Below are 15830 nucleotides of genomic sequence, written 5' to 3'. Positions count from 1 at the left end.
GGGGAGACTAAGGCAGCCGAATGGCTGCCTTTTTTATTATTGCGGCTTGTGGTGCCGGGTGGCGGCTGCGCCTTACCTGGCCTACGTGATGGGTAGGCCCGGTAAGCGCAGCGCCACCGGGCTTCTGTCACTCAGAAATCGTAGCTCGCGCTCACCGAGACGTTCAGCGGCGCGCCATACACCGCATACGATCCGACGTAGTCGTAATACTCTTTGTCGAACAGGTTGTTGACGTTAGCCTGTACCGCAAAATCTTTGGTGACCTGATAACGGCTGAACAGGTTCACCAGCCCATAGCTGCCTTGCTCCGCGCGGGAACGTCCTGCCGGGCCGCCTTCCACGTCCGTCCACACTTTGTTCTGCCAGTTTACGCCACCGCCCACGGTCAGTTCCGGCAGCATTGGCAACTGATAGCGGGTGAAGAGCTTCATGGTTGTGCGCGGCTGATCGGAGCTGACGGCGTTGCCATTCTTATCTTCTGCGATGTAACGCGTCGCGCCGAAGGTCAGCTGCCAGTTATCGGTCAGGGCACCGTTGAGCTCGAACTCGACCCCTTTGCTGACCACCCCGTCCAGCGATTCATAGATCGACTCACCGCTCGGCATGTAGGTGTAGGTATTGCTGGCGACGTTATCCTGCTCAATGCGGAAAATCGCCAGTGAGGTGGTGAGGCGGGTATTAAACCAGTCTGCCTTCACCCCGGCTTCGTAGCTTTTGCCCGTGGTAGGGTCGAGATAACGTCCGTTGGCATCGCGCTTATCCTGCGGCTGGAAGATAGAGGTATAGCTGACGTAGGTCGACCAGTCCTCATTGATGTCATACACCAGGCCAGCGTACGGCGTGACATCATCTTTGGTGCTTTCCAGACGGGTATTCGGCGATCCTGCCGGGTTATAACGAATATTGTATTGGGTGTAGCGCGCGCCCAGGATCAGGTGCAGCGGATCGGCCAGCGAGAAACGAGCCGAAGAATAGGCTGAAGACTGACGAATATCATCTTTGCTGTAGAGCTTCCACGGGGTCCACTGCGGATCGGCAATGTTCCCGTTCCAGTTCTTAAAGTTGCCGACATCAACCATGCCGTATACCGCATCCGGCATGGAGTTGTCGTAATGGTTACGCTGACGGCTGAAGCTGCCGCCGAACATCATTTCATGTTGACGACCAAAGAGATCGAAGCCGCCGCGCAGGAAGGCGTCGACCGCATCCTGTTTACGTTCCCCGCGGTTCCAGCCGCCGTAACCCACCAGGCCCGCGCCGGTCTCTTTATCCGGATAGCCGGACATATACATCAGCTTAGAGTCAAAGTTGGTTTCAGCATGCATGCCGTTGATGTGCGCTTCCCAGCCATTATCGAAACGCTGGGTCAGGTTAGCGAAGATGCGGGTGCTGTCTTTATCCGAATAGGCCCAGTCAGGCGCGACGGTCTGGCTGCGATTGTAGTGGGTCTTACTTCCGTCGCTGTACCAGGTCGGCAGTCCGCCCCAGGTTGGGTCGGCGGTATGGCTTTCCTGATACTCATACCCTACCGAGAGAGTCGTGCTGTCGGTGACATCCGCGTCCATCACGCCGTAGAGGAATTTCTTCCGGTAGTGGTAGTTATCCACGAAGCTGTCGTTGTCCTGATAACCGGTGATCAGACGACCCCGTACCTTACCTGACTCTACCAGCGGCGCCTGGAGATCCAGCACGTAGCGCTGCTTGTCCCAGCTGCCGTAGCTGGCGGAGACGTTACCTTTAAATTCCGGGCTGTCCGCGTGCTTACGCACCATATTAACGTACGCCGCCGGGTTCCCCGTGCCGGACATCAGGCCGGTGGCGCCGCGAACCACTTCAATGCGGTCATAAATCGCGGTATCGGCGGCGGTATCACCAAAGTTCCACACTTCACTGATGGAGGTTGGCAAGTCGTCATAGGCGTAGTTGCTGACGAAAAAGCCGCGTGAGTAAAACACGGTACGGTCGCTGTCCTGCACCTGGGCCGTAATGCCCGTGGTGTTCGTCAGCACCTGTCCGATGGATTGCAGATTCTGGTCAGCCATACGTTGCTGGCTGATAACGCTGACGGACTGTGGGATGTCGCGGGGAACCAGCAACAGTTTGGTGCCGGTGGTGGTGGTTTTTACGCTGTAATCCTGATCCTGGCTGGCAGAAAGATCCTGTGTGTTGTCAAAACCCCCGTCAACGACAACGGTATCTTCGGTGGTTGAAGCAGCGAAAGCGGCGGTTGGCGTCAATGCCATAGCAATGCAGGCGGCCAGCAACGAAGGTGTTGCGGCAGGCTGACGTTGCCCATCCCTGGTGTGATTAATGAAAGACATCATCAAACCCTTAGTGAATGGTGAAGGTATTTCGCGACAGTCCCGCTAGCACGGGCTGACGTCGTTTTCTATGTTAAAAATGCGCATGAAAATGCAAATGCGAAATATACGCATTGTGATTAACGCTGTAAACAGATGTTTCGGGATGAACTGAAATAAGGTTTCAGAAAAGAAATGTCCTAAAGCGATGCCTCTTCAGCCAGATGGGGGACGATCAGGAAAGAAATCACGGGAGAAGGTTGAAAGGACAGGAGAAACTCGCTCATACTCTTGTCTTGTGTCACGCAGTAAATCAGACAATGTGTGTTAACAACGGACGCACGACGCCAGATTAAACTTAAAAGGAAAAGGTCATGGCTGAAGAAACGATTTTCAGTAAAATTATCCGCCGCGAAATTCCGTCGGATATTGTCTATCAGGATGAACTGGTCACGGCTTTCCGCGACATTTCTCCCCAGGCGCCGACGCACATCCTTATTATTCCCAATATTCTGATCCCGACCGTTAATGACGTTAAAACCGAGCATGAAGTGGCGCTGGGCCGTATGCTGACGGCGGCCGCGAAAATCGCTGAGCAGGAAGGGATTGCTGAAGACGGATACCGTTTGATCATGAACTGTAATCGCCATGGCGGCCAGGAAGTCTATCATATTCATATGCATCTGCTGGGTGGACGTCCACTGGGACCGATGCTGGCACATAAAGGTCTTTAATATGTTAACTGGGCGTATTGCAGCGCTGATCGTGACGCTGGTAATGGTTGGGTGCAGCGCGCGTCCAGCCATCCCGGTCAGTGAAGAACAGACGCTGGTGATGGAGTCCTCAGTGCTTGCTGCGGGCATCACGGCGGAGAAGCCTTCGCTGACCATAAGCGAAATCCAGTCTTCAGCCTCTTCTACGCTCTATAACGAAAGGCAAGAGCCAGTGACGGTGCATTATCGCTTCTACTGGTATGACGTGAGAGGTCTTGAGATGCACCCGCTTGAGGCGCCGCGCAGCGTGACCATCCCGGCAAGATCGTCGGTCACGCTCTACGGCAGCGCCAGCTATCTGGGTGCACATAAGGTGAGACTTTATCTTTATTTGTAAGGAGTGAACCTTGATTAAAACAATGAGCCGTTATGCGCTCCTGAGTGCCTTTGCACTCTTTCTGGCGGGTTGTGTGACGCGAACGGAAGAACCTGCACCGGTGGATCAGGCGAAGCCGGGAACGGAACAGCCAACAACGCCAGCGCAGCCTGTTCCAACCGTGCCGTCTGTACCGACCATTCCGGCGCAGCCTGGCCCGATCGAACATCCGGACGACACCGCACAGCCTGCGCCGCGAGTACGCCACTATGACTGGAATGGCGCAATGCAGCCGATGGTGGGCAAAATGTTGCAGGCACAGGGTGTTACGCCCGGCAGCGTGCTGCTGGTGGACAGCGTGAACAACCGTACAAACGGTTCCCTGAATGCGGGAGAAGCGACGGAAACCCTGCGCAACGCGCTGGCAAACAACGGTAAATTTACGCTGGTCTCTGCTCAGCAGCTCGCGGTCGCAAAGCAGCAGCTTGGTCTGTCGCCTCAGGACAGCCTGGGTTCGCGCAGTAAAGCGATTGGTATTGCCCGCAACGTTGGCGCGCAGTATGTCCTTTATTCTAACGCGACAGGCAACGTGAACACGCCGTCGTTGCAGATGCAGTTAATGCTGGTTCAGACCGGCGAAATTATCTGGTCAGGTAAAGGTGCCGTTACGCAACAATAAGCGCACGCGTCATGAGGTCCTGACGCGTTATTTCCCTCAATACCATGTTATCGCGCCGCAAGCCCCCGCCGGGCTTGGCGGCGCGAGTTGCATTATTGAGCATGGCGACCATCGGCTGGTTTTACGTCAGCATCACGATGCCGCCGCGCCTGCCTCCCATTTTCGTCGCCAGTTCCGCGCCCTGAAGCGCCTGCCCGCCGACCTTGCGCCACAACCTCATCTCTTTATTAGAGACTGGATGGCGGTGGCGTTTATTGCGGGTGAGATCAAAAGCGAGCTTCCCGATACGCCTGCGCTGACAGCCATGCTGTATCATCTGCATCGCCAGCCGCGTCTGGGCTGGCGGGTAACGTTACTTCCTTTGCTGGATCACTACTGGCAGCAGGCTGCGCCTGGACGACGCACGCCCTACTGGCTGGCGCAGCTTAAGCGGTTGCGTAAAGCGGGAGAGCCGCAGGCGTTACGTCTGGCGCCGCTGCATATGGATGTCCACGCGGGGAATATCGTTCATACCACGGCAGGCGAGAAACTTATCGACTGGGAATATGCCGGAGACGGTGACGTGGCGCTCGAACTTGCTGCGGTCTGGATGCCTGATGAGGCGTCGCGCGAGCAGCTGATAACCGCCTATGCCCGAAACGCCAACATCAATGCGCTCACCCTTGCGCGGCAGGTCGCGCGCTGGCGTCCGTGGGTGTTGATGCTGATGGCGGGATGGTTTGAAATGCGCCTTCAGCAGACAGGTGACAAACAATTTATTGCGCTGGCAAATGATGCCTGGCGTCAGTTACAAACGAAAGGATAAGAGAGGTTGGTGTGGGTCCAGTAATGTTGGATGTCGAAGGATTTGAGCTGGATGCGGAAGAGCGCGAAATTCTGGCGCATCCGCTGGTAGGGGGGCTGATTCTTTTCACCCGCAATTATCATGATCCGGAGCAGTTGCGTGAGCTGGTTCGCCAGATCCGTGCGGCGTCGCGCAATCACCTGGTGGTGGCCGTAGACCAGGAAGGTGGGCGTGTGCAGCGTTTCCGCGAAGGGTTTACCCGTTTACCCGCCGCGCAATCTTTTGCTGCGCTGCTGGGGATCGAAGAGGGCGGTCAACTGGCGCAGGATGCCGGCTGGCTGATGGCCAGCGAGATGATCGCCATGGATATCGACATCAGCTTCGCCCCGGTGCTGGACGTAAGACACATTAGCGCGGCAATTGGTGAGCGTTCGTATCATGACGATCCGCGTATTGCGCTGGCAATGGCGACGCGCTTTATTGACGGTATGCATGCTGCGGGCATGAAAACCACCGGCAAACATTTTCCGGGCCACGGGGCGGTGACGGCGGATTCCCATAAAGAAACCCCGCGCGATCCGCGCCCGGAAGCAGACATTCGCGCTAAAGATATGTCGGTTTTCCGCTCGTTGATCGCTGATAACAAGCTGGATGCCATCATGCCTGCGCACGTCATATACAGTGAGGTCGATCCGCGTCCAGCCAGCGGCTCTCCACACTGGCTGAAAACCGTGCTGCGTCAGGAGTTAGGCTTCAATGGCGTAATTTTCTCTGACGATTTATCCATGGAAGGGGCGGCGATTATGGGTAGCTATGCCGAACGTGGGCAGGCTTCGCTGGATGCGGGTTGCGATATGATCCTCGTCTGCAATAATCGTAAAGGGGCGGTGAGCGTGCTGGATAACCTGTCGCCGATCAATGCTGAACGTGTTACACAATTGTATCATAAAGGTTCATTTAGTCGTCAGGAGCTGATGGACTCGGCGCGCTGGAAAACGGTAAACGCCCGGCTTGAAGCCCTGAACGAGCGCTGGCAGGCACATAAAGCAGCCCTTTAATTCATCCCGGAAGGCGTAGCGTGGTGAGACGATGATCATCTATTTACACGGTTTTGACTCAAACAGTCCTGGTAATCATGAGAAAGTGCTGCAATTGCAGTTTATCGATCCGGATGTCCGGCTGATCAGTTACAGCACACGTCATCCGAAGCATGACATGCAGCATCTGCTTAAAGAAGTGGATAAAATGTTGCAGCTCAATATCGACGATCGCCCGCTGATCTGCGGCGTGGGGTTAGGAGGATACTGGGCAGAGCGCATCGGTTTTTTGTGCGATATCCGTCAGGTCATTTTTAATCCTAACCTGTTTCCGAACGAAAACATGGAAGGCAAAATCGATCGCCCGGAGGAGTACGCCGACATCGCCACCAAATGCGTGAGCAATTTCCGTGAAAAGAACCGCGATCGGTGTCTGGTGATCCTCTCCCGCAACGATGAAGCGCTGAACAGCTCCCGCGCCGCCGAGCTTCTGCACCATTACTACGAAATTGTCTGGGACGAAGAGCAGACCCACAAGTTCAAAAACATTTCCCCGCACTTGCAGCGTATTAAAGCCTTTAAAACGCTGGGCTGATCTCCCTGAACCTGATAAAGGCCCGGTACGTGAAAGCGTACCGGGCCTCTTTTTTGTCAGAATTGTCTACTTTTAAACCATCAAAACTTGATACATATCAATTTTGGTATGACCAATGCGCCTGACGTGCTATTCTCAATGAATCTGAATGGTTTCAGTGCAGTAACCTGTTGTTAATTAAGGGTTATTTATATGACTTTTAATTAACAATTGGTTAATAATTTGAGGGGGTCACGTTGACTACGCCATTGAAAAAGATAGTGATTGTCGGCGGTGGTGCTGGCGGACTGGAGCTGGCGACGCAGCTGGGTAAGAAACTGGGTCGCGGTAAGAAAGCCAAAATCACGCTGGTGGATCGTAACCACAGCCATCTGTGGAAGCCGTTACTGCACGAAGTGGCGACCGGGTCGCTGGATGAGGGCGTGGATGCGCTCAGCTATCTGGCGCATGCGCGTAACCATCACTTCCAGTTCCAGCTGGGTTCGGTGGTGGATATCAATCGTGAAAACAAAACCATCACGCTGGCTGAGCTGCGTGATGATAAAGGCGAGTTGCTGGTTCCTGAGCGCAAGCTGGCCTACGACACGCTGGTGATGGCCCTGGGCAGTACCTCCAATGATTTCAACACCCCAGGCGTAAAAGAGCACTGCATCTTCCTGGATAACCCGCATCAGGCGCGTCGTTTCCATCAGGAGATGCTTAACCTGTTCCTGAAGTACACCAACAACATGGGTGCTAACGGCAAGGTCAACATTGCTATCGTGGGCGGCGGCGCAACGGGCGTTGAATTATCGGCGGAGTTGCACAATGCAGTCAAGCAGCTGCATAGCTACGGCTACAAAGGGCTGACTAACGAAGCGCTGAATGTGACGCTGGTGGAAGCAGGTGAACGCATTCTGCCTGCGCTTCCGCCGCGTATTTCCGGCGCGGCGCACAACGAGCTGACTAAACTGGGCGTGCGCGTGCTGACCCAGACCATGGTGACCAGCGCGGATGAGGGCGGCCTGCATACCAAAGACGGCGAGTACATCCAGGCCGACCTGATGGTCTGGGCTGCGGGGATCAAAGCGCCTGATTTCATGAAAGATATCGGTGGGCTGGAGACAAACCGCATTAACCAGCTGGTGACAGAGCCGACGCTGCAAACCACGCGCGATCCGGACATCTTCGCCATCGGCGACTGTGCCTCCTGCGCACGTCCGGAAGGCGGATTTGTCCCGCCTCGCGCTCAGGCTGCGCACCAGATGGCAAGCCTCGTGCTGCATAACATCCTGGCGCAGATAAAAGGCAAACCGATGAAAGCCTATGTCTACAAAGACCACGGCTCTCTGGTGTCGCTCTCAAACTTCTCCACCGTGGGCAGCCTGATGGGTAACCTGATGCGCGGCTCCATGATGGTGGAAGGGCGCATCGCCCGCTTCGTGTACATTTCTCTGTACCGTATGCACCAGATTGCGCTGCACGGCTACTTCAAAACCGGCCTGATGATGCTGGTTGGCCGCATCAACCGCGTGATCCGTCCACGCCTGAAGCTGCACTAATTTCTCTCTCCCTCCGGACCCTCCGGAGGGAATTCTTAGCACATCATGCTGTGCATTTCCCTCCTGACGCTTAAGAGTTCTCTTAAACCCACGTTGTCCCGGCCAACAACCCTGATTTTGATCCTTTATCTTATTGGCGAAGCGTTTATTGCGCTGCAAAATTGCTACCAATTGCAACAAAGGAGGAAGTCCCGTGAATAAATCAATGTTGGCGGGTATAGGGATTGGCGTCGCAGCTGCGTTAGGTGTGGCTGCCGTTGCCAGTCTGAACGTACTTGATCGTGGCCCGCAGTATGCGCAGGTGGTTTCCGCTACACCGATCAAAGAGATGGTCAAGACGCCTCGTCAGGAGTGCCGTAATGTTTCTGTCACCCATCGTCGTCCGGTTCAGGATGAAAACCGTATCGCTGGCTCCGTGCTGGGCGCGGTTGCTGGTGGGGTGATTGGTCATCAGTTTGGTGGCGGCCGTGGTAAGGATGTCGCGACGGTGGTTGGTGCGCTGGGTGGCGGTTATGCCGGTAACCAGGTGCAGGGCGCGATGCAGGAAAATGATACCTACACCACAACGCAGCAGCGCTGTAAAACCGTGTATGACAAGTCTGAAAAAATGTTGGGCTACGACGTAACCTACAAAATTGGCGATCAGCAGGGCAAAATCCGCATGGATAAAGATCCTGGTACGCAGATCCCTCTCGACAGCAATGGTCAGCTGATACTGAATAACAAAGTGTAAAAAAGATGTTCTCTGAACTTAGCTCCTCATGCGCTCAGGCTGAGGAGCTTTTTTTTGCGTCAGAGTTTAAGAAGTTCAGGCCACAGGCGCAGCGTTGTGTGCGTAATCCCCTGCAATTTTTCCAGCGTCGCGCCTTCACGGGCGCTGATGGACATCCCCTGTAAAATACAGCTCAGATACTGGGCCAGCTCCTGCGGACGGCAATGCGCCGGGATTTCGCCGCGCAGCTGACGCTGAGCCAGAAACGTGCTGAGCGTCTCCTCCTGCATCGCATGTCGCGATTTGACCGTGTTGGCAATCTCTTTAGACGATGCCGCGAGGGTCGCGGAGGTGTTGATCATAAAACACCCCGCAGGCGTGTCCTTGCTGGTATAGCAGGTCGCGATTGCCGTGAAATAATCCTGTAATGCCTGCTCAACCGTTTTTTCTTCACAGAATAGCTGGGCTTCATGTTTTGCCGCGAAGCGCGAGATGTATCTGTCCAGAACGGCCCGGAATAAGCCTTCTTTGTTGGTGAACTCTGCGTACAGGGTAGGGGCTTTAGCACCCGTAGCTTCCACGAGATCGGAAAGCGACGTGGCTTCATACCCATGCTGCCAGAAGAGCGTCATGGCCTTATCGAGCGCCGCATCCCTGTCGAACACTTTTGGTCGGTCACGGCTTTTCTTTGCGCAACGCGTGACATCGGTTGTCATGTGCCGTTGGTCCTCTGTTGTTTTGTTGAATAGTCATTATAAAAATAAACGTCTGCAACGACCAGCGGTGATTTCTGAAAAAAAATTTAATTTTATCTTTTTGAAATATAAGGCAAATGAAATTAATTTAACGACCATTATAAAAATGAGTTGACGTGTGACCTGGATCACATCTATCATTTACCTATCGATCGTTAACTAAATAACTAACGACCACTACATCATCTGCCTAAAGGTATAAAATCATGAAAAACGTTAAAACCCTCATCGCTGCCGCCGTTCTGAGTTCACTCTCTTTCGCAAGCTTCGCTGCTGTTGAAGTGCAATCCACTCCAGCAGACCAGCAGAAAGTCGGTACCATCTCTGCCACTGCCGGGACTAACCTGGGCTCTCTGGAAGATCAGCTGGCGCAAAAAGCTGACGAAATGGGTGCGAAATCATTCCGCATCACCTCTGTGACCGGTCCTAACACCCTGCACGGTACCGCAGTTATCTACAAATAAGCGTAACGCAACCCTCCGTTATGCCACTGCAATAAAAAACGCCCTGCTGATGCAGGGCGTTTGTCGTTATTGCTGCTTTACATTGACTGCTGAGCAACCTCATGATGCCGCGTAACATCGGTTGGCATCCCCGAACGTGCTTCCATCGCCCGCTCCATCACTGCGCCATCGGTGTTGGCATTCGTTTTAAAGCTCACCATTGAGGCATTCAGATTAATCGGCAGCGTCTGCGGATCGTCATTGATGTTTTTCGATAGCGGCTGGTGGATCTCAACCAGACGGACGCCACCTGGCTCTTCAGACACTTTAATCGGCGTATTAATGATATTCACTTTCGTGCCAGGGGCGATCACGCGGTAGAGCGTTTTGATATCGTCATCGCGCAGGCGAATGCAGCCGGAGCTGACGCGCATCCCGATCCCGAAATCCGCATTCGTTCCGTGCAGAAGATAAACCCCACCATATGCCGCCAGGCGAATTGCATGATGTCCCATCGGATTATCCGGGCCAGCAGGTACCACGGCGGGCAGGTCGATACCTTGAGCTTTATAACGGGCGCGAATGTTTGCCGTCGGGGTCCAGGTAGGATTAGCGCGCTTATCAGAGACGGTGGTGACCATGGTAGGTGTGAGCGTATCGCCCCCCAGTTGACCAATACCGATAGGGTAGACGGTCACTTCGTTCTTGCCCGGCGGGTAGTAATACAGACGTAGCTCGGCGAGGTTAATCACAATGCCCTGACGCGGCGCGTCCGGCAGGATGGTTTGCAGCGGAATCGTCAGTACGCTGCCCGCCCGGGGCACGTACGGATCTACGCCCGGGTTGGCCTGCAACAGCGCCAGGAACCCGACGTTATATTTTTTGGCAATCGCTTCCAGCGAGCCGCCATCGTTTTCAACCACGTGAAAGCGGTTTTCACCTACGACGTTGCTGCCGGCGGGCGGAAGAGGCCAGGTATTGGCGCGAGCAGGGAGCGCGACGGCAACCGTCGCGGCCAGCGCAACCAGAGTTAACCAGCGGGTAAAACGCGAAGAAATCATCATTATGATAATCCATACAAATGATAAGGTTATTGTTTTATAAGGCGTTAATGATAATTATGGCGAATGTATAGTCGGGAAGATCGGGCGAAGTGCAAAGAGTTTGTAAATTGTCCCCCCGCCAGCCGGGCGCTGGCGGGGGAAACCGTTATGCGATGGCGTTCTCTTCCAACTGACGCATAAAGTTACGCACCCAGTCCATGCGGGTTTTACGTTCCGTCAGATCCTGAGTAAATTTCAGACGCGTAGGGCCATCAAGACGGAAATGCTGCGGCTGTTTTTGCAGGAGGCCAATCAGCCACATCGGATCGACGTGGTTCTTTTCGGCAAACTCAATTACGCCGCCTTTCTCATTGCCTTCAAGTTTGCGAATGCCCAGCTTCTGCGCCTGCTGACGCAGGCGGGCAATATCCAGCAGGTTGCGCGCCGCATCGGGCAATATCCCAAAACGGTCAATCAGTTCGACTTTGATCTCTTCCAGCTCGCCTTCGCTTTTCGCGCTGGCAATGCGTTTGTAGAACGACAGACGGGTATTCACGTCAGGAATAAAATCATCCGGCAGCAGGGAAGGCATGCGCAGTTCCACTTCGGTCTGCTGGCTGGTGAGATCTTCCAGAGACGGTTCACGTCCGGCTTTAAGCGCGTCGACGGCATTTTCCAGCAGCTCCATATACAGCGAGAAACCGATGGTTTCCATGGAACCGCTCTGGTCTTCACCCAGCAGCTCACCGGCGCCGCGGATCTCCAGGTCGTGGGTCGCCAGCGCAAAGCCAGCGCCCAGATCTTCCAGCGAGGCGATCGCTTCCAGACGCTTTTGCGCGTCGGTGGTCATTGCCTTCGGATGCGGCGTCAGCAGCCAGGCGTAGGCCTGATGGTGCGAACGCCCGACCCGCCCGCGCAGCTGGTGCAGCTGGGCCAGGCCGAAGTGATCCGCCCGTTCGATGATGATGGTGTTCGCCGTCGGAATGTCGATTCCGGTCTCAATGATGGTGGTACACACCAGCACGTTGAAACGCTGGTGGTGGAAATCGTTCATCACCCGCTCCAGCTCGCGCTCGCGCATCTGGCCGTGACCAATGGCGATGCGCGCTTCCGGCACCAGCTCTGCCAGCCTGTCGGCGGCTTTCTGAATATTTTCAACGTCGTTGTACAGGTAATAGACCTGGCCACCGCGCAGCACTTCGCGCAGGATCGCCTCGCGCACCACCAGATTGTCGTACTCGCGAACAAAGGTTTTCACCGCCAGACGGCGCGCCGGTGGGGTAGCGATTATCGACAGATCCCGCATGCCGCTCATCGCCATGTTCAGGGTGCGCGGGATCGGCGTTGCGGTCAGGGTCAGAATATCGACGTTGGCGCGCATGGCTTTGATGCGCTCTTTGTGGCGCACCCCGAAGCGGTGCTCTTCGTCGACGATCAGCAGCCCCAGATCTTTCCACTTCACGTCACTTTGCAGCAGCTTGTGAGTGCCGATCAGAATATCAATTTTGCCTTCACTTGCCTGTTCCAGGATCTGCGTCTGCTCTTTGGCACTGCGGAAGCGGGACAACATTTCGATACGTACCGGCCAGTTGGCGAAGCGGTCGCGGAAGTTGTCGAAGTGCTGCTGGGCAAGCAGGGTGGTCGGCACCAGCACCGCCACCTGCTTGTTGTTCTCAACCGCCAGGAAAGCGGCGCGCATCGCCACCTCGGTTTTACCGAAGCCCACGTCACCGCAGACTAAGCGATCCATCGCCAGCGGCTGGCACATGTCACTCAGCACGGCGTTGATGGCCTGGGCCTGATCCGGCGTAGTTTCAAACGGGAAGCTGTCGCAGAACAGCTGGTACTGCTCTTTATCATGCTTAAACGCATAGCCCTCTTTGGCCGCACGCTGAGCGTAAATATCCAGCAGCTCGGCGGCCACGTCGCGCACTTTTTCCGCCGCTTTCTGGCGTGCACGCGCCCAGGCATCGCCGCCCAGCTTGTGCAGCGGCGCATTCTCTTCCGCACCCCCGGCGTAGCGGCTGATCAGATGCAGGGACGACACCGGAACATACAGCTTGGCGTCGTTAGCGTAGGTCAGCATCAGGTATTCACCTTTGATGCCACCTGCTTCGAGGGTAGTCATCCCCTGATAGCGACCCACACCGTGTTCCAGGTGAACAATCGGCTGACCGGGGTGCAGTTCGGCCAGGTTGCGGATCAGGGTGTCCGGGTTGATGGTGCGACGGCTGTCCTGACGACGGCGCGCGACGCGCTCGCCCAGCAGGTCGCTTTCACATATCAACGCCAGGTTATTGAGCGTATCAATGAATCCGTGTTCGGCGGCGCCGATCATCAGGTAACGGCCATTTCCGGTCGCTTCGCTCAGGCGAAGAATACGCTTTGGCGCGACTTTGATCCTTCCCAGCAGTTCGCCCAGCGCTTCACGGCGACCTTCACTTTCAACGGAGAAGACCACCGGCCCGGTGAAGGACTCAAGAAACTTGCGCAGATTATCGAGCGGGTATTTCTGCTGCGCCTGAACGGCCAGGTCAGGCAGCATCCGGAAGGCGAGGTTAGTGTTGGCGGCCTTATCGGCAAGCGAATCGGTTTTGAGCTGCATACGCGGCCAGCGTTTCAGCTCGGCGTTGAGCTCGTCGGTACGCAGCCACAGCATTTCCGGCGGCAGCAGCGGACGCATCGGGTCAACGCCCCGGTTTTCAAAGCGGGCGCGCGTTTCGCTTTCAAAGCGGCTGGCGCTGGCGTCGATATCCCCGGTGTTAACAATCAGCGTATTTGCCGGGAAGTAGCTGAACAGCGCCGGCAGCGGTTCGTTAAAGAACAGGGGCTGCCAGTACTCGATCCCGGCCGGAAGGGTGCCTTTGCTGACTTGCTGGTAGATATGTTCGGCATCACGCTTCACGTCGAACCTGTCGCGCCACTGGCTGCGGAACAGTTCGATGGCGGTTTTATCCGTCGGGAACTCATGGGCGGGCAGCAGATTAATAGAGTCCACTTCCTCCAGCGTGCGCTGGGTGTCGGCGTCGAACACGCGCAGGCTGTCGATCTCATCATCGAAGAAATCCAGACGGTACGGCTGGTCGCTGCCCATCGGATAGAGATCAAGCAGCGCACCGCGCGTCGCGTATTCGCCGTGCTCCATCACCTGATCGACATGTCGATAGCCGGCTCCATCCAGCTGCACGCGCAGGGCATCGCGCGACAGGCGCTGGCCTTTTTTCATCACCAGCGCATGGCCGTGCAAATAGCTGTGCGGGCAGACGCGCTGCATCAGGGTATTCACCGGCACAATCAGCACGCCGCGCTGCATGGTGGGGAGCTGATACAGCGTCGACAGGCGCGAGGAGATGATCTCCTGGTGCGGAGAGAAACTGTCGTAGGGAAGCGTTTCCCAGTCGGCCAGGCTGAATACCAGACTGTCGGTGAACTGACGAATTTCGTCGTGCAGGCGCAGGGCGTTTTGCATGTCCGGGGCAACCAGCACCACCGGCCCTGGATGCCGCTCGGCAATTTCCGCCACCAGCGTGGCGCAGGCCGCGCCTGTCAGTTCGCCCAGCTGGCGTTGGTCACCTGCTTTTACAGGCAAGGAAAAACGATAGTGTTCAGGCATGGCTATGTCAGAGTCTCTTGGGGATATACCAACAGTATTGGGGCATATCACTGATACGCAATGTCTTTATTATCCTCGATCGTTATGCATAAGCAAATCGTAACCGCACAAGAGGGAAAGTGCCCCCGGATGGGGGCCGAGGAGATTAACGGGTAGCAGTCTGTGGAGAAAGCCGCGCGGGAGGGGAGAAGAAAAGGTCGCCAAAGAGGGCGGTTGAGAGCTTACGTGCCCCCAGCCCAACCAGCGTGCAGACGAGCAGGCTGATAAACGGATAGACCAGAATCAGCGTTAACTCCGCCCAGATCGGCCAGTACGCCGCATTCATTTCGCGAATCAGGAGCAGGCTAAACGCCTCAATTAAAATGCGGTGGGTGGTATAAATCGCGATGGTGTTTGAACCGATGACGTTCAGCAGATTATTGGGATGAACGGCATAACGCTGCTCGAAGCTGTAAAAGAGCTTCATGATGACTACGATCGACAGCAGTGAGAGCGGCAGAGGAACATTAGCGAACCACAGCACTACCGACACCGCGCCAGAGGCGATAAGTACCAGCCAGCTGCGGCGCAAATTCATCCCTTTCATCCACGCCATCAACTGCGCGCCGTACCATGCGCCGAGGCTGTAGTAGATCATGTTGCGCACCACGCTGTTCATTCCCCACCACGGTAACGGCAGGAAGTTGATGGCGATGCTTGCCAGCGCCAGAATCCCCAGCATCGGCAGTTTCCAGCGGCTCAGCAGCTTACAGAGCGTAAAGTAGACCACTAACGCGTACAAATACCACAGGCTGGTGCTGGCCGTGAGCATTCCCAGTACAAACCCTGAAACGGAATCGGCGTAGGCCGCATTGGATGCTGTCGCCAGTTCTCGCTCGGGGGCGAGCCAGGCATTCAGATGGGTCAGCGCCTGCCATTGCAGGACGCCCCACAGGGCCAAAACCCAGACGATGCTCCAGAGCCGCTTGTCGAGACTGGTGCGCCAGTTCACCTCGTCAATATAACGACGGATCAAATAGCCGGAGATAAAGAAAAACACCGGCATACGGAACGGGGCAAGGTAAAGATTAAAGTAGACCCAGCATTTGGCGAGCAGGCCCGATAACGGATGCTGTAGCCCGTCAAGGTGAGGATAAAAGGTGATCACCGAGTGGTAAATTACCACCAGGCAGATGCACAGGCCTTTTATCTGGTTAATCCATAATGCTTTTTGTTTCATGGTGCGTGACGACCTTGTTG

General features: G+C 55.6%; 14 protein-coding genes. 9 read left to right on the top strand and 5 right to left on the bottom strand.

The annotated features are described in order from the left end of the window. Positions 1 to 131: 131 nt before the first annotated feature. Positions 132 to 2321 (bottom strand): ferric-rhodotorulic acid/ferric-coprogen receptor FhuE, encoded by a 2190-nt coding sequence (gene fhuE / locus CU081_RS19315; RefSeq protein WP_039268804.1) that lies wholly within the window; start codon positions 2319 to 2321, stop codon positions 132 to 134. 353 nt (positions 2322 to 2674) lie between these two features. On the opposite strand from fhuE, the gene hinT reads away from it, so the two are divergent. The 8 genes from hinT (at position 2675) to CU081_RS19270 (ending at position 8758) form a co-directional block, all read left to right on the top strand. Further along, entirely contained in the window at positions 2675 to 3034 is a 360-nt protein-coding gene (hinT, locus tag CU081_RS19310) for a purine nucleoside phosphoramidase (protein ID WP_003857940.1), read from the top strand. Between the two features lies 1 nt (position 3035). Then, the gene (locus tag CU081_RS19305; protein ID WP_003857939.1) at positions 3036 to 3410 is read left to right on the top strand and encodes a YcfL family protein; all 375 of its coding nucleotides are present in this window, start codon (positions 3036 to 3038) and stop codon (positions 3408 to 3410) included. A 13-nt stretch (positions 3411 to 3423) separates the two neighbouring features. Continuing rightward, positions 3424 to 4068 carry a penicillin-binding protein activator LpoB gene (gene lpoB, locus CU081_RS19300; protein ID WP_085929697.1) on the top strand — a complete coding sequence of 215 codons (645 nt, stop codon included), beginning with the start codon at positions 3424 to 3426 and terminating at the stop codon, positions 4066 to 4068. Then, a complete protein-coding gene (thiK, locus tag CU081_RS19295) occupies positions 4049 to 4873 on the top strand; it encodes a thiamine kinase (RefSeq protein WP_003857937.1) in 825 nt (274 codons plus the stop codon). Before lpoB ends, thiK begins: the two co-directional genes overlap by 20 nt. 11 nt (positions 4874 to 4884) lie before the next feature. Next, the gene (nagZ, locus tag CU081_RS19290) at positions 4885 to 5910 is read left to right on the top strand and encodes a beta-N-acetylhexosaminidase (RefSeq protein ID WP_058647422.1); all 1026 of its coding nucleotides are present in this window, start codon (positions 4885 to 4887) and stop codon (positions 5908 to 5910) included. 31 nt (positions 5911 to 5941) lie between these two features. Beyond that, complete coding sequence (ycfP, locus tag CU081_RS19285) at positions 5942 to 6484, top strand: alpha/beta hydrolase YcfP (RefSeq protein WP_006809239.1); 543 nt, start codon at positions 5942 to 5944, stop codon at positions 6482 to 6484. 236 nt (positions 6485 to 6720) lie between these two features. Beyond that, complete coding sequence (locus CU081_RS19275) at positions 6721 to 8025, top strand: NAD(P)/FAD-dependent oxidoreductase (protein ID WP_022650789.1); 1305 nt, start codon at positions 6721 to 6723, stop codon at positions 8023 to 8025. Positions 8026 to 8218: 193 nt separating this feature from the next. Next, complete coding sequence (locus CU081_RS19270; protein ID WP_003857930.1) at positions 8219 to 8758, top strand: glycine zipper 2TM domain-containing protein; 540 nt, start codon at positions 8219 to 8221, stop codon at positions 8756 to 8758. A 59-nt stretch (positions 8759 to 8817) separates the two neighbouring features. Here CU081_RS19270 and CU081_RS19265 read toward each other — a convergent pair whose 3' ends face one another. After that, positions 8818 to 9453 (bottom strand): TetR/AcrR family transcriptional regulator, encoded by a 636-nt coding sequence (locus CU081_RS19265; protein WP_100185513.1) that lies wholly within the window; start codon positions 9451 to 9453, stop codon positions 8818 to 8820. A 245-nt stretch (positions 9454 to 9698) separates the two neighbouring features. Between CU081_RS19265 and bhsA the strand changes: the two genes are divergently transcribed. Further along, positions 9699 to 9956 carry a multiple stress resistance protein BhsA gene (bhsA, locus tag CU081_RS19260; RefSeq protein ID WP_006809234.1) on the top strand — a complete coding sequence of 86 codons (258 nt, stop codon included), beginning with the start codon at positions 9699 to 9701 and terminating at the stop codon, positions 9954 to 9956. A 77-nt stretch (positions 9957 to 10033) separates the two neighbouring features. Here the strand turns inward: bhsA and ldtC are convergent, their stop codons facing one another. From ldtC to CU081_RS19245, 3 genes are all read right to left on the bottom strand, one after another. Continuing rightward, positions 10034 to 10999, bottom strand: coding sequence for a L,D-transpeptidase LdtC (gene ldtC / locus CU081_RS19255; RefSeq protein WP_022650791.1), 966 nt, complete (start codon positions 10997 to 10999; stop codon positions 10034 to 10036). Positions 11000 to 11144: 145 nt separating this feature from the next. Then, on the bottom strand, positions 11145 to 14591 hold the full coding sequence (gene mfd / locus CU081_RS19250; protein ID WP_022650792.1) for a transcription-repair coupling factor: 3447 nt from the start codon (positions 14589 to 14591) through the stop codon (positions 11145 to 11147). 145 nt (positions 14592 to 14736) lie between these two features. Continuing rightward, positions 14737 to 15810, bottom strand: a complete 1074-nt coding sequence (locus tag CU081_RS19245) for an acyltransferase family protein (RefSeq protein ID WP_003857923.1) — start codon at positions 15808 to 15810, stop codon at positions 14737 to 14739. Positions 15811 to 15830: the final 20 nt, after the last annotated feature.

Source organism: Enterobacter sp. CRENT-193, from assembly GCF_002787395.1.
Taxonomy (GTDB): Bacteria; Pseudomonadota; Gammaproteobacteria; order Enterobacterales; family Enterobacteriaceae; genus Enterobacter; species Enterobacter hormaechei_C.
Note: the sequence above shows the minus strand (reverse complement) of the source record. Positions and strands in the feature narration are given on the sequence as shown.